This window comes from Streptomyces sp. NPDC043427 (assembly GCF_056436655.1).
On sequence record NZ_JBWKCC010000052.1, the window covers coordinates 29,459 to 44,104 of the forward strand.

The 14,646-nt window shown below is 68.4% G+C and carries 11 protein-coding genes; 7 read left to right on the plus strand and 4 right to left on the minus strand.

The annotated features are described in order from the left end of the window. Positions 1-26: 26 nt before the first annotated feature. From AC067M_RS44660 to AC067M_RS44670, 3 genes are all read right to left on the minus strand, one after another. Complete coding sequence (locus tag AC067M_RS44660) at positions 27-167, minus strand: hypothetical protein (protein WP_393628392.1); 141 nt, start codon at positions 165-167, stop codon at positions 27-29. Between the two features lie 294 nt (positions 168-461). Then, positions 462-602: a hypothetical protein gene (locus AC067M_RS44665; RefSeq protein WP_478702733.1), complete on the minus strand. Its 141-nt coding sequence runs from the start codon at positions 600-602 to the stop codon at positions 462-464. Positions 603-786: 184 nt separating this feature from the next. Beyond that, entirely contained in the window at positions 787-1,341 is a 555-nt protein-coding gene (locus AC067M_RS44670; RefSeq protein ID WP_478702734.1) for a hypothetical protein, read from the minus strand. 909 nt (positions 1,342-2,250) lie between these two features. Here AC067M_RS44670 and AC067M_RS44675 point away from each other — a divergent pair. Next, positions 2,251-2,688, plus strand: a complete 438-nt coding sequence (locus AC067M_RS44675; RefSeq protein ID WP_478702735.1) for a YdeI/OmpD-associated family protein — start codon at positions 2,251-2,253, stop codon at positions 2,686-2,688. A 565-nt stretch (positions 2,689-3,253) separates the two neighbouring features. On the opposite strand, the gene AC067M_RS44680 is transcribed toward AC067M_RS44675, so the two are convergent. Continuing rightward, the gene (locus tag AC067M_RS44680) at positions 3,254-4,291 is read right to left on the minus strand and encodes an aminoglycoside phosphotransferase family protein (protein WP_478702736.1); all 1,038 of its coding nucleotides are present in this window, start codon (positions 4,289-4,291) and stop codon (positions 3,254-3,256) included. On the opposite strand from AC067M_RS44680, the gene AC067M_RS44685 reads away from it, so the two are divergent. The 6 genes from AC067M_RS44685 (at position 4,290) to AC067M_RS44710 (ending at position 14,048) form a co-directional block, all read left to right on the plus strand. Beyond that, positions 4,290-5,597: a LacI family DNA-binding transcriptional regulator gene (locus tag AC067M_RS44685; protein ID WP_478702743.1), complete on the plus strand. Its 1,308-nt coding sequence runs from the start codon at positions 4,290-4,292 to the stop codon at positions 5,595-5,597. The genes AC067M_RS44680 and AC067M_RS44685 overlap by 2 nt on opposite strands. Before the next feature lie 192 nt (positions 5,598-5,789). Further along, the gene (locus tag AC067M_RS44690; RefSeq protein WP_478702737.1) at positions 5,790-7,232 is read left to right on the plus strand and encodes an ABC transporter substrate-binding protein; all 1,443 of its coding nucleotides are present in this window, start codon (positions 5,790-5,792) and stop codon (positions 7,230-7,232) included. A 34-nt stretch (positions 7,233-7,266) separates the two neighbouring features. Further along, positions 7,267-8,238, plus strand: a complete 972-nt coding sequence (locus tag AC067M_RS44695) for a carbohydrate ABC transporter permease (protein WP_478702738.1) — start codon at positions 7,267-7,269, stop codon at positions 8,236-8,238. Then, positions 8,238-9,335, plus strand: coding sequence for a carbohydrate ABC transporter permease (locus AC067M_RS44700; protein WP_478702739.1), 1,098 nt, complete (start codon positions 8,238-8,240; stop codon positions 9,333-9,335). The genes AC067M_RS44695 and AC067M_RS44700 overlap by 1 nt, the downstream gene beginning before the upstream one ends. A 150-nt stretch (positions 9,336-9,485) precedes the next feature. After that, a complete protein-coding gene (locus AC067M_RS44705) occupies positions 9,486-11,720 on the plus strand; it encodes an amylo-alpha-1,6-glucosidase (RefSeq protein ID WP_478702740.1) in 2,235 nt (744 codons plus the stop codon). A 12-nt stretch (positions 11,721-11,732) separates the two neighbouring features. Next, complete coding sequence (locus AC067M_RS44710) at positions 11,733-14,048, plus strand: glycoside hydrolase family 3 N-terminal domain-containing protein (RefSeq protein WP_478702744.1); 2,316 nt, start codon at positions 11,733-11,735, stop codon at positions 14,046-14,048. Positions 14,049-14,646: the final 598 nt, after the last annotated feature.

A 14,646-nucleotide genomic window follows, 5' to 3' on the forward strand; every position in this document is an offset into this window, starting at 1 on the left:
TACCGGCCATGTGCTGACCGATCGGCTCAGTGCTGATGGTGGTCGCGTTTGGACAGGTAGAGGGGACTGAGCTGGCGCCAGTAGCCGTGCACGAGGTCTTCTGCCTCCTGCACCGCCCGCTGAGCGTGTGGCGCGTCCGTCGGCAGGTGTTGCTCGGCTTGGACCACGGTGGATCCCCTGCGCCGGATCTCCCTCAGTGCCGTCCAGCGCGAGGCCCGGCGGGCTACGGCAGCATTGCGCGGCCTGGCACTTCGGCCCGCCAGGCACCAGCGCGTGAGCAGTATCGCGGCCACCACTGACAATGCGCTGGCGGCATAGACCTCATGACCGGCCACTGGCTCCTCCTGCCGGACACCCGTACCAACCGTGCCCGGTTCATGTGCCCCGGTATCGCATCGTCAACGTCACAGCTGGGCTAAGAAACCCTCACATGCCATCACCGCGTGGTGGGGGGGCGGTACTCAGGCGGCCAGCCGCACGTTCGCCGGGCCTGCTCGACCCGGCCCGGCGCGGCCATGGCCGCTCAGGACGTCGTCCAGCTCCAGGCCCTCGGCGGGGTCGAACGAGTCTGTGACGAACTGGGCGGCAGCGTTGTTCAGCACGGTGCACGCCAGCTCGTACGCGGGGCCGGGAGCCGAGCCGGGCGGTCGGCGGAACCGACGGTGATCGGATTCATACTGGCAAGACAGCCGGCTCAGGCGCGCTTCCGTCCACGGCAGCACGGCGAACGGGGCGGCGTAGCCGGGCGGGCGGATCTCACACCTATGCCCGGCGGGTCCCACTGAGTCAGGTGTACTCGTCCACGATGTCGACGATCAGCTTGGCCGCTTCATCGCGTGGGATGAAACCTTGGCGTTCGGCATCCCGGACTCGGGCGATGCGATCCCGCGCTGGTTGCGGGAGCGTGGCCTCGGTGCGCCGGTGGACAGGTCCGCCGCCTGCGCCGGGCGGACGTTGCAGTGCGTTCCGCCACTCCCCAGTTCGCGCACTCCACAAGGGGTAGGTGACCCGAGTCTTGAGTTTCTGGTAGGCCTGCGTCACCTCAGCAAAGAGGCTCGGCAGGTTGTAACTGGGGGGCATCTGGGGGACGAATTCCCAGACGCCGGAGGACAATTGTTGAAACCTGTACTCGACGGGGGATTTGGTAGGACCAAGTCCTACGTCTTCCAGTGCCCAGTCCGAGATCGGGTAGGAGTACCACTTGCCAGTAGGCGGGTGCCATCTCCACCGTTCGGGAGTATCCAAGCCGCGCAAGTGGACCTCTAGCCCGGCGGTGAACCGCTCGTAGGCGGGGTCAGGCGGAGGGGCGAAGGGGGACTTAAACTGCGGAAAGTCGCTCATGTCTCCAAGCATGGGATGGTCCACTCGTGGGCGCAGCTCGTGCCGCCGGGCCCTACGGAGGCGCCGTCTGGGCCAGCCTCGGTGATTGCGCGGACGGCCCGGCCCGCTGGCACGACCGGCGATGAACGCCTGCCAGACGCTGATGGCCGCCCGCCACCACGGCGGCGAACACCGCGCTCAGCGCGATCCGCGGTGAGGAGTTGGTCGATCGTTTCGATGTAGCGGCCGGGTGCGTGGCTGAGGGTGTGCAGCGCGGTGTGGGCTCGTCGGTCGTAGATGGCCATGCGGTCGGGTGCGGCTGCTGTGAGGACGGCGAAGGCGAGGGCGTCGCCGGTGTGGAAGCCCGGTAGGGGGGCGAGTGCTGCTCGGCCGGCTTGTGCTGACGTGCTGCGGCTGAGGGAGGTGTCGCGGGCGGCGGTGGTGGCTGTGGCGGTTGTGCTGCGTACGTCGGCGTCCGGGAGGGCCATGAGTTCGGCGGCCCAGGGAGTGTCGGCTCTTCGTTTCCACATCAGCAGTGCTCCGATGTCGGCTTTGCCGGTGTCCCCGCTGTCGCGTGCGCGTGGGGTGAGGTCACGGCGGGGTCGAGTGTGTCCCAGCCGGTGCTGGTGGCGCTGCTGCTGGAGCTGGATGAGGCCGGGGCACTGACTCCGGCGCACGTGCGTGGGGGTGGCCAGGTCGGTGGGGTGACTGTGCAGACGGTGTGGCGTTGGCTGGAGGGCGGCGCGGTCGGAGGACCGGCTAGGAGCGGCGGCGGGCCCGGCTGGCGCTGTCGGAGCAGGGGTGGGAGGTGTTAGCGCAGGCGGGTGGGAATGCGGCGGTGCTGCGCCGGCATCTGAAGGGCGATGAGTTTTCCGTGCGGCCGCAGTCTTCTTCTCGCAGGTTGTCGGCAGACTCGAGAGGGCCACGGGCATGAAGTTCACGACGAGGATGTTCCAGACTGGCAATAATACTGGCGTGCCGGTTCCGGCTGAGGTGGTCGAGGCGCTGGGAGGCGGCAGGCGCCCGGCTGTCAGCGTCATGGTGAACGGCTATGCCTACCGCTCGACGATCGCCTCGATGGGCGGGCAGTTCCTGATCCCGTTCAGCGCCGATAAGCGGCGGGAGTCGGGTATCTCCGGTGGCGACAGCATCGAGGTTGAGCTGGCTCTGGACACCGCGCCGCGCACGGTGGAACCGCCTGCGGACCTCGCGGCCGCCCTGGCCGCAGTGCCGGGGGCGGAGGAGGCGTTCCGCGCGCTGTCCCCAACCCGCCAAAAGGCGCACGTCACGTCGATTGACGACGCGAAGACCGACGCGACGCGGCAGCGGCGCATCACTAAGGTGGTCGAGGAGCTCACGCGCTGCTAGGCCTGTGACTGCTCGGCTCATGTCCATTCGATACCCAGTTCCCGTGGCGCGTCCATGTACAGGAGCGATATTTCTGATCAAAGGCGGGTGTTCTGACCTGGGTTGATCAGTTTTGGGTGTGGCTGTGGCCAGGCGGCGGCGTTGGTGCCTCGGTGGCCGTGGCGAGCGTGGGCGCTGGTCCTGGGCTGGGGCCTGATCTGCAGGTTTGTCAGGTGGCGGGCCGTGGTGATCAGGTCGTGTCATCTGCACTGCGCGCGGTGCATTTCCGGTGATCGTTGGCATGCGGCGGTGCTCGACCCGCCCGCTTCTGGGGCCGGGGCATGTCCAGAGGGGCTTGGGGCTGGGGCACGCCGGTGTTCCGGTTCCGCCGGGGGAATGGGCTCCTCTTGTGACCTGACAGGGCCGCGGTTCGTTATGCCGAGGCGACGCGGCGTGGGCCTGGTGCGCGTACGGCGGGCAGGTCGTCTCTGTCTTGGTCGCCGGTGAGTGCGTCGGCTGGCAGGCGACGGTAGTGGTGCAGCAGGGCGGCTACCGGCACTGTCAACTTTGACTGGACGTCAGATGATCAAGAAGGAAAACCCCAATCGGATCCTCCCTCCGGCAGGTCGATTCGGCGCCTCATTCGCGGAATCAGAGGTGAAGATTGCAAATCACCTTTATGATCATCTGACGGTACGTCAAAGTTGACAGTGCCGGACGCTGCGATCAGGCGTCGCAGGGCGGTGTGAGCCGGTGGGCCCCAGGTGGCCTTACCCCCAGGGCGGCCGCGGAGGCCGGCCTCTCCGATGCAGATGCCGCTGAGTGCGCGCAGCACCGCCCAGCCGCGGGCGCGGCGCAGGGTAGCGGCGTCCGGGGCCAACTGGTAGGCGTCATAGAAGCGGTCGGCGGCGCCGTCCGGCAGCAGCAGCCAAGGGGCGGCGAGGTCGCAGGCCGGATCGCCGGCGCAGAGTTCGCCGAAGTCGATCACACCACAGAAGGTGCCATCCGTGGTGAGGACGTTGGCCGGATGCAGGTCGCCGTGAAGCCACAGTGCCGGGCCCGCCCACTCGGGCGCGGCAACGGCGTCCTCCCATATCGCTCGGACAGCGTCCGGATCGGGGAGTAGCCCCAGCTCGATGGCCGAGGCGAGGTGCTCGGCGAACTGCTCGGCTCGGTTGGCCAGTGCTCCCCGTCTGTCACGACCGGCGGGCGCCCCGTCGGGGGCAGGTCGGTGAAGAGCTGTGAGGAAGGCGGCCAAGGCGTCGGTGGCCTCCGCGGCGCGGGTGGCGGGAGCGTGGTCGGCGGGCGTGCCCGGCACCCAGGTGGTGACGATCCAGGGCCGCGGAAACCGCTCGGAGGGCTCGCCGAGGCGCTGCGGGACGGGGACCTGCAGTGGCAGGTGCGGGGCGAGTGCGGGCAGCCAGGCGTGCTCCTTGCGCAGCAGCGCGTCCGCATCCTGCGTCGCCCAGGGCATCCGGACGGCGAGGTCGTCGCCGAGCCGCCACAGTTGGTTGTCCCAGCCGCGCGCGCCGAGCCTCACAGGGCGATCGGCCAGGTCGGGGTGCTGGTCGCGCAGCAGATCCCGGACCAGCTCCGCCGTGATCTCGATCTCGGTGTGGGTCATGCGGAGCCACTGTAGTCAGGCAGCGGCCCGCCCCTCCTTCCTCCCCCGTGCTCGCTGTCATGTCTGGTCGGCGGCCTCCTTGTTGGACGACAAGGTGCTGTGGCTGCGGCCCTTGGCTGCGACCCCACATCCGAGGAGTCGAGCTGCCGCAGGATCGTGCAACGGGTTGCATAACAGGAAGGAAAAGTGCCGTCGGGAGTGTTGCCTCCCTGTTACGGCGGTCCTAAGGTCATCGCAACCGGGTCGTGCTACCGGTTGCACTGCAGGCGTTCGATCGTTGGGAGGGTGGTGCGTGGTCACTCTGGCTGACGTGGCTCGGATGAGCGGGACCTCACGGTCGACCGCGTCCCGGGCCCTGAAGAACGACCCGCGGATCAGTGCCGAGACCTCCGAGCGTGTACAGCTGGTGGCGAAAGCCCTGGACTACCGGCCCAACCTGGCCGCCCGCACCCTGGCGACCGGCCGGTCGGGCATCTACGGGCTGATCGTTCCGAGCCGTCTGATGGGCGACCTGTACGGGGCACAGTTGGTCAGCGCGGTCACCGACGCGGTGAGTGCGCACGACGGCGGTGTGATGCTGTGGCTTTCCCATGACCGTCCCAGCCGCGCCATCCGGGACACCATCAACCACGGCATTGTCGACGGGCTGATCGTGTCCATCCTGGTGCAGGACCACCCGTGGGTCGTCGAACTGCTCGACAGCGGCCTGCCGTGCGTGCTGATCGGCCGGCCCGAGGGCCTGGAGGAGGCGAGCTACGCGACCGCCGACAACATCACGTCGTCGTGGGCGCTGATGCGGCACCTGCGCGAGGAGGGCTACCGGCGTCTGGCCGCCATTCGCGGCCCGCTCGGCAACACCGACGCCGATGAACGGCACTCGGTGTTCGTCGAGGCGATGGGCGGAGTCGGCGAACTCGACGCCAACCTCGTCGCGGTGGGCGACTTCACCTACGAGAGCGGGTACGCCGCGGCGACGGCGCTGCTGCGGCACCGGCCCGACGGCATCGTCGCGGGCAACGACGAGATGGCCCGCGGCGCGATCGACGCCGTCCGTGCTGCGGGACTGCGGATCCCCGAGGACGTCGGAGTCTGCGGGTGGGACGCGGTGCGAAGCCCGAGCCACGGGGACATGGAGCTCACCACCGTGCGCCAGGACGTGGCAGCCGTGGGCCAGGAGGCCGTCCGCATCCTGCTCGAACTGCTGAAGGGCGAGCAGGGGCCGATCCAGCGAACGTTGCCGACACAACTCGTCGTCGGGCGGTCGACCGCCCGCAGTACCCGATCCGGGGAGGAGATGCCGACCTAGGCACGACAGCACAGGACCTGGACCAGGACCACAGAACCAAGCCGACACCACCGCACCACGCATTATCCGTGTGTCGGTCACGGGTGCCGACGGCGGGCAGGCCGCCGACACCCCCTTCCGGACGTGACGCACTGTCAAACCGTTTTCGAGGACGACTCCTCAGTAGCGTCAACCCTTCTCCGAAGGAGCACCATGCTAACAATCATTCCCGCCACGCCCGGCCGGACCGGAAGAACGCCGACGAAGCGGCGGGCCCGCCGCGCGCTCGCCCTGGGCGCGCTCGGCATGGCCATGGCGCTGGCCGCCACCGCATGCAGCGGTTCCGGCGGCAGCAACACCGGCAAGCGGGTCACCGTGACCTGGTTCGTCGGGGTCGGCACCGGCTCCGACCCAGGACAGCCGGAGCAGCAACAGAAGGTCGTCGACGCCTTCAACGCCAGCCAGAACGAGATCACACTCAAGATGAACGTGGTCCCCAACGCCGCCGCGGGGAACACGCTGGCCACGCAGCTCGCGGGCGACAACGCGCCGGACATCGTCGGGCCCGCGGGCATCGGCGGCGCGCAGGCGTTCGACGGGCAGTGGCTCGACCTGGCGCCGCTGGTCAAGAGCGAGAAGTTCGACACCTCCATATTCAGCAAGGCGCAGATGGACGCCGTGAAGGACCGCACCGGCAAGCAGACGGCGCTGCCGTTCGGCGTGTATCCGTCGTCCATCTACTACAACAAGGACCTTTTCGACGAGGCGAAGCTGCCCTACCCGCCGCAGAAGTTCGGCGCGAAGTACGCCGACGGCCGGACCTGGGACATGGACACCCTGCGCGACCTGGCGAAGAAGCTGACCGTCGACGAGAACGGAAACGACGCGACCAGCTCCAAGTTCGACCCGTCGAAGGTGGTGCAGTGGGGCTTCGATCCCCAGTACCTCGAGAAGACGCCGCAAGACAACGGCACCTTCTTCGGCGCGGGATCCTACGTGGCCAAGGACAACAAGACCGCGCAGATCCCCAAGCCGTGGCTGGCGGAGTGGAAGTGGTACTACGACATGATCTGGAAGGACCACTCCGCGCCCAACAGCAATCAACTGAACAGCGACACGCTCAACAAGGGCAACGCCTTCGCCACCGGCAAGATCGCCATGGCGTTCACCCACACCTGGTACCTGTCCAATCTGAAGGACAATGCGGGCAAGCCGCAGACGTTCTGGGACATCGCCGCCATCCCGTCATGGAACGGGAAGATCACAGCCAAGATGAGCTCGGACACCTTCCGCATCACCAAGGCGAGCAAGCACCCCAAGGAAGCCTTCAAGGCTCTCTCGTACTTGCTGACCACCGGGGCTCCCGACCTGGTGAAGACGTACAACGCGATGCCGGCGAACGAGAAGCTGCAGGCCGACTACGTCAAGAGCCTCGACGCCAACTGGCCCCAGGGCGTCAACTGGCAGGTCGCTCTTGACGCGCTGAAGTACCCCGACATCCCGAGTTCTGAGGGATGGAAGCCGAACTTCAACAAGAGCGTCGATGCGGCCAGCAAGTTCGGCACCAAGATGCTCAACACCCCGGGACTGGACATCGACGCCGAGGCCGCCAAGCTGCGGACCCAGTTGCAGGCACTGTTCGACAGCGCCTCCTGACCCCACCCCCATCACCTGACCACTGGAGGGTTGCATGCTGGACGTCCTCCAGTCCGGGACCTCGGCCGGAGCCACGGCTTCGGCCGGGGCGTCCGGGGGCGACAGGCGCAAGCGCGAACGCCGCAACGGCCTTCTCTTCGTCTCCCCTTGGCTCCTTGGACTGCTCCTTTTCTACATCGGCCCGATGATCGCCACGCTGGTGATGTCGTTCACCGACTACCACTACGCCACCGACGACGGTAACGGCACCCGCTTCGTGGGACTGGCCAACTGGTCCCGGCTGTTCAACGACCCGACCGTGGCACACAGCGCGATCGTCACACTGAAGTTCGGACTGCTGTTCGTGCCGGTCTCGATGCTGCTGCCGCTGGCCCTGGCCTACCTGATGACCGCGCGGGGCCTGTGGGCCCGAGGATTCTTCCGAGCGGCGTTCTTCCTGCCCTCGATCATCCCGGGTGTGTCGGCGCTGTTCGTCTGGAAGAGCTTCCTCAACGGCACCGACGGATGGCTGAACCGGATGCTGGGCGCGCTCGGTATCCCAGGCCCCGACTGGTTGAACGACACGACGTGGATCCTGCCGGGTTTCGCGCTCATCGGCATCTGGGGCGCGGGCAACGCGATGCTCATCTTCATCAGCGCCCTCAACGGTGTGCCGCGCGAGCTGTACGAGGCCGCGACCATCGACGGCGCCGGTCCGTGGTACCTGTTCCGCCACGTGACGCTGCCGATGATCTCACCGATGACGTTCTACAACCTGGTACTGACCCTGGTGGCGCTGGGCCAGTACTTCATCGTGCCGTTCGTGCTCACCAACGGCACCGGTGACCCGAACAATTCGGGTCTCTTCTACGCGATGTACTTCTACCAGCAGACCTTCAAGTACTTCGACGCCGGCTACGGGTCGGCGCTCGCCTGGCTGATGTTCGCCGCGATCATGGCCGTCACCGGGCTGCTGTTCTGGTCACAACGGTTCTGGGTGCACTACGAGTACGAGGTGAAGCGCTGATGGCCGTGACCTCGGTAAAGCTGAACGGCCAGGCCGTGGTGAGGGAACCGCAGCGCCGCTACTCCGCGGTTCCCAAGCGTCTGCGCAGGCTCACGGTGAGCGCTACCGTCACCCTGTTCGCGCTGATACTGCTGGGGGCGTTCCTGGCACCGATGGCGTACATGACGTCCACGGCGCTGAAGGATTCCACACAGATCAGCGACACCAACCAGCCCCTGCTGCCGGAAAGCCCACGCGAGGTGACCATCGGCGGTGAGCAGGTGCCCGTGATGCGCGTGCCCGTCGACGGACGCGTCCGCGAACTGGCCCTGGTCGAGAAGGGGCGCACCGAGAGCGTCTTCGCCGACCCGGAACACGCGGACGAGCGCATCACCTGGCAGGGATCATGGCGAGCGCTCAAGCCGGCGTACGAGTTCGCACCGCAATGGGGCAATTTCTCCGCGGTGTGGAAAGCCCTGGACGTCCCGCTCCTGTTGCGCAACACCCTCGCCATCGCGGTCATCGGCGCCGTCGGGACGGTCATCTCTTCCACGCTGGTCGCCTACGGGCTGTCGAGGTTCAGAGTGCCGTTCGCACCGTTCATCCTCGCCTCACTCGTGGCCGCGATCATCCTGCCGCGATTCCTCACCATCGTCCCGACCTACGCCGCGTGGCAGCAACTCGGTTTCGTCGGCACCTGGGTACCGCTGATCGCGCCGCACTTCTTCGCCACCGCCTTCAACGTGTTCCTGCTGCGGCAGTTCTTCCTGTCGATCCCCCGCGAACTGGACGACGCGGCCGCCATCGACGGTGCCGGCACCCTCAAGACCCTGTGGTACGTCATCATCCCGCAGGCACGCCCGGCCATCCTCACCGTCGCGATCATGCACTTCCTGTTCGCCTGGAACGACTTCTTCGAGCCGCTGGTCTTCCTCACCGGCAAGCCCGAACTCATGCCGTTCTCCGTGGGGCTCTACCAGTTCCTCGGGATGTACACGTCGCAGATTCCGCTGCTGCAGGCCGGAGCCCTGCTCGGCATGCTCCTGCCGATTCTGCTGTTCCTCTTCGGCCAGCGCATGTTCCTGCGCGGCCTGGACCTGTCCGGGAGTGGCAAGTAGCCCCGGGAAGCAGGTGCCCAGATGGTGCGCTCCCTGCCGACCGGCCCGACCGGCTTCGCACAGGGCCCGCTGTGGCGCCGCCTGTTGGTGGCGCCGCCCCGGCCGCACACCGCCCCCGCCCCCCCACCGACCCGCAGAGGTAACCCCCCCGTGACCCAGCCCCCAAACGCCGAGAACATCGCCGAACCCCCTCCCGCGGTCCCCGGGGCCGCCACCGTCACCTTGATCGACGGCACGACGTTCTGCGTCTGCGCGCCCGACGGGGACATCGTCCCCGGCGGCAACCTCGGCCTGTACTTCCGCGACACCCGAGTGCTCTCCCGATGGGAGCTGACCTTGGACGGCCGCCCCGTGCAGACCCTGTCGGTCCAGCCGGTGGAGTCGTACGCCGCCCGCTTCATCGCTCGCCGCACCAGCGCCGACGGATCGGACGACAACTCCCTGCTGCTGGTGCGGGAGCGACTCGTGGGCAACGGCCTACGCGAGACCGTCACCATCCAGAACCTCGCCCCGGAAACCACCCTGGTCGTCCTGACCATCCGCCCGGACGCCGACTTCGCCGAACTGTTCGGGATCGACGGAAAGCAACCCGCCACTCATGAACCCGGCCCCGCAACGGTTGCCGACGGGACACTGCTGCTCCGCCACCGTGGCGTAGCCTCCCGCGGTCTGAGCCTGACCACCGACTCCGAACCGGAGATCACCGCCGACGGCCTCACCTGGCAGATCCAGGTACCACCCCGGTCCACCTGGACCACGGAGATCACGGCGATACCGATCGTCGACGACAAGCCGGTGGAGCCGCGCTTCCAGCGCGGTGAGCCGATCAGCGACACCGCAACCGCCCGCTCCTTGAACTCATGGCGGGAGAACAACACCTCGCTGGCCGCCGACGACCCCCGCCTGGCCACCACCCTGAGCCGCACGCGGACCGACCTCGGCGCGCTGCGCATCGACGACCGTGTCCACGGCGGGACCGGGGCCTTCGTTGCCGCCGGAGCGCCCTGGTTCATGACCCTGTTCGGCCGGGACAGCCTGCTCACCAGCTGGATGGCCCTGCCACTCGACCCGGACCTCGCCCTCGGCACCTTGCAGGCCCTCGCCGCGGTGCAGGGCCGACGCGTCGATGCCTTCACCGAGGAAGAGCCGGGCCGAATCATGCACGAACTCAGGCTCGGCGCGCACAGCACCGCGATCGGCGGCCAGCGGTACTACGGCTCGGTCGACGCCACCCCACTGTTCGTGATGCTGCTGGCCGAGGCGTGGCGCTGGGGAGCCGACGAGACCGCCGTCCGGGCACTGCTGCCGGCAGCCGACGCCGCACTGCAGTGGCTGCGCGACTACGGCGACCGCGACGGCGACGGGTTCGTCGAGTACCAGCGCACCAGCGAGCGGGGACTGCCCCACCAGGGCTGGAAGGACATCGACGGCAGCATCAACAACGCCCGCGGCGAGCCCGGCCGGACGCCCATCGCCGTCGTCGAGGTCCAGGGATACGCCTATGCGGCGCTGCTGGCCCGCGCCGAACTCGCCACCGCCTTCGGTGACGAGACCACCGCCCGCGACTGCCGGGAGCGGGCCGCGACACTGCGGCAGCGGTTCAACGAGCAGTACTGGCTGCCGGACCGGGGCTGGTACGCGGTGGCCCTGGACAGCCGCAAGCAGCCGATGGACGCACTCGCCAGCAACCCCGGCCACTGCCTGTGGAGCGGCATCGTCGACGATGAGCACGCCGAGCAGCTCATCGCCTGCCTGGGCTCGCCCGAGATGGACAGCGGCTTCGGACTGCGCACACTGGCGACAACCATGGGCGCCTACAACCCGGTGAGCTACCACAACGGCTCGGTCTGGCCGCACGACACGGCCCTGTGCGTGGCCGGCCTGATGCGGTACGCCCACGTGCCCGGTGCCGTCGAGACCGCGCACCGGCTCGCCGACGGCCTCCTCGACGCTGCCGCGGCCTTCGGCGGCCGTCTGCCCGAACTCTTCTGCGGCTTCCCCCGCGAGCAGCTCACCCCCCCCCGTGCGCTACCCCGCCGGCTGCACACCCCAGGCATGGGCAAGCGGAGCACCCCTGCTGCTGGTCCGCGCCTTCCTCGGCCTCGACCCGCACATCCCCGAGGGCCGGCTCACGCTGAGCCCCTGCCTGCCCCCACGGTGGGGGACTGTGCACCTCGACGGCCTGCGGCTCGGCCCGGCACGCCTGCGGATGTCCGCCACCGGCGACACCGCCGAGGTCCATGGCACGCCCGCCGGCTGGACCGTCGACATCCGGCCCCGCCAGGCCGCTGGGTGAGCCCACGGTGCCGTCGGCGACCGTCCGTCCGCCGCATGGTCGCTCAGACACTTCCGCGACCACCCCGCCGTCGGCAATCAACTCTCTGACCTGTGACGACGATGAATTTGGAGATCATAGTGGGACAGCCGGTCCGCTCTGCCGTGTACCTGGATCCGGAAGCGTCCGTGGAAACGAGGATCGAGGACCTGCTGTCCCGGATGGAACTTCCGGAGAAGGTCGGGCAGTTGCTGATGCTCGACGCACAACACGGGGACCTGGACGACATCGTGTCGGCCAAGCTGGCCGGGTCGGTTCTGCATGTGGCTCCCGCGCTGATGCCGCAGGCCGTGGAACGGGCCCGGCGGACACGGCTCGGCATTCCCCTGCTGACAGCCGACGACGGCATCCACGGCCACTCGTTCTGGCCGGGCGCGACCATCTTCCCCACCCAACTGGCCATGGCCTGCAGCTGGGATCCCGCTTTGCTCCAGCGGGTCGCCCGGACGGCCGCCACCGAGATCGCGGCGACCGGAATCCACTGGACGTTCTCCCCGGTGCTGTGCATCACCCGGGACCTGCGCTGGGGCCGGATCAACGAGACGTTCGGCGAGGACCCGTTCCTGATCGGTGAGTTGGGCGCGGCGATGATCCGCGGCTACCAGGGCGAGGGCCTCAGCGACCCGACGGCCGTGCTGGCGTGCGCCAAGCACTTCGCGGGCTACTCCGAGACCCTGGGCGGGCGGGACGCGAGCGAGGCCGATCTCAGTCCGCGCAAGCTGCGCTCGTGGTTCCTGCCCCCGTTCGAGCGGGCGGCCCGGGCCGGCTGCCGTACCTTCATGCTCGGCTACCAGTCGATCGACGGCGTGCCCATCACCGCGCACCAGTGGCTGCTCAGCGACGTACTCAAGGGCGAGTGGGGCTTCACCGGCACGCTGGTGACCGACTGGGACAACGTCGGCCGGATGGTCTACGACCAGCGGATCTGCGCCGACCACGTCGAGGCGGCGGCACTCGCCATCAACTCCGGCAACGATCTCATCATGGCCACACCGGCGTTCTTCGAGGCCGCACAGGAGGCGGTCGCCCGTGGCCTGATCGAGGAGAAGCAGATCGACGACGCAGTACGGCGGGTGCTGCGGCTGAAGTTCGAACTCGGGCTGTTCGAGGACCCCCGTACCGGCGACCCGGAGCGGCAGGCGCAGGTGATCGGTTGCCGTGAACACGCCGACCTCAACCTGGAGACCGCTCGTCGATCCCTGGTGTTGCTGCGCAACGAGGGCGTACTGCCCCTCGACGGCGGGCTGACCGCGGACGGAACAGGCCGCGCCACAGGGCAGGGCACGCCGCGGACGATCGCGGTCATCGGCCCCAACGCCGACAGCCCGCAAGCCATGCTCGGCGACTGGGCGGGAGACTCCGGGCAGGTCCCGTGGATGCCCGAAGGACATCCACGGGAGTCCGTGGAGACGGTGCTCGACGGCCTGCGCGCCGTGGCACCCGCCGACTGGACCGTCACCCACACCCGCGGTGCCGACATCGGTAGTCTCGCCCCCGACCCCGAGGGGCCCGTCGGCCCTGACGGCCAGCCGCGGCCGCCCGTCTTCACCCCCGCACCGGTCGACCAGGCACAGCTCCGGGAGGCCGTCGCCGCCGCACAGGCCGCCGACTGCGCCGTCGTGGTCGTGGGGGACACCATCGCCCTCACGGGCGAGGGCAAGTCGACGGCCACGCTCGACCTCCAAGGAAGCCAGATCGCTCTGCTGGACGCGGTCGCCGCCACCGGCACGCCCATGATCGTGGTCCTGATCCAGTCCAAGCCGAGTACCCTCCCGGACTCGGCACTGAACGCGGCAGCCCTCATCGAGGCGTTCAACCCGGGCATGCGCGGTGGCCGCGCCGTCGCCGAACTCCTCCTCGGACTCATCGAACCCAGCGGCCGGCTCCCGGTGTCCTTCGCACGCCACGTCGGACAGCAACCGGTCTTCTACAACCAGGTGCGAGGCCAGCACGGCAACCGCTACGCGGATCTCACCCAGAACCCCCTGTTCGCGTTCGGCGAGGGCCTCACCTACACCGCCGTTACCTACTCCGACCTTGCCGTGCACGACCACGACGTCGCAGCTGACGGCACCGTCCACGCCACCGTACGAGTCACCAACAGCGGAAACCGCCCTGCTCTGGAGACGGTCCAGGCATACGTCAGCGACCTGACCACCAGCGTCACCTGGGCCGAGCAGGAGCTGAAGGCTTTCACCCAGGTCGAAATCCCTCCCGGGGAAAGCATGAACGTCACCATCAGCATCCCTGCCGAGCGCTGCTCACTCGTCACGGCCGACAACCGGCGAGTGGTCGAACCAGGTGAGTTCACACTCCGCGTCGGCCCCAGCTCACGGCGGGAGCAACAGCTGAGCGCAGGATTCCGCATCCGGGCCTGAAAGTCGCCAGAAGGCCACTTCAAGGCCACCGCCAGCCGACCCTCTCGGGCCGGCTGGGCGGACCCTCTCTGTGGCGTGGAGCCGACGGCTGTTTCTCCGGAAACGCTGTCTCCGACGGCAACTGACTCGTCTTCTACTCCGCGCTGGACCTGGCACAGGAGCGCGACAGTCTCGATCTGCCGCATCCATACCGGGGCGTCGTCGGCCCAGGCCGCTCGGGCACAACGTCAGCGCATCCTGCCCGAAGACTTGCGCGAGCCGCTCCCGCTTGGCCTTCGAGCGCGGTATCGTCCAGCTCTCCACGCGCGGCCCGTACCGCTCGGCGAACTCGGCGGCATCGATCACATCGGCCAGCCAGGCCGGGGCCGTGACCGCAAGGGACTCCAAAGCCGCCCGCACGCTCTCCCCGGCCAGCTCGGTCCGGTTCAGAAGCCGTATCTCAACCGAACGTGATCCCTTGATTCCTGCTGGTCAAGCATGGTTTCGCTCGGGTTGAGGCAGGCATCGCGACGTCTTGTGTCCGCTTCATGGTCGAGGGGTTCGCGGTGGCGTCGGTGCTGGGAATGCTGGAGGAGCGAGAGGCGGCTGCCCGGGTGCG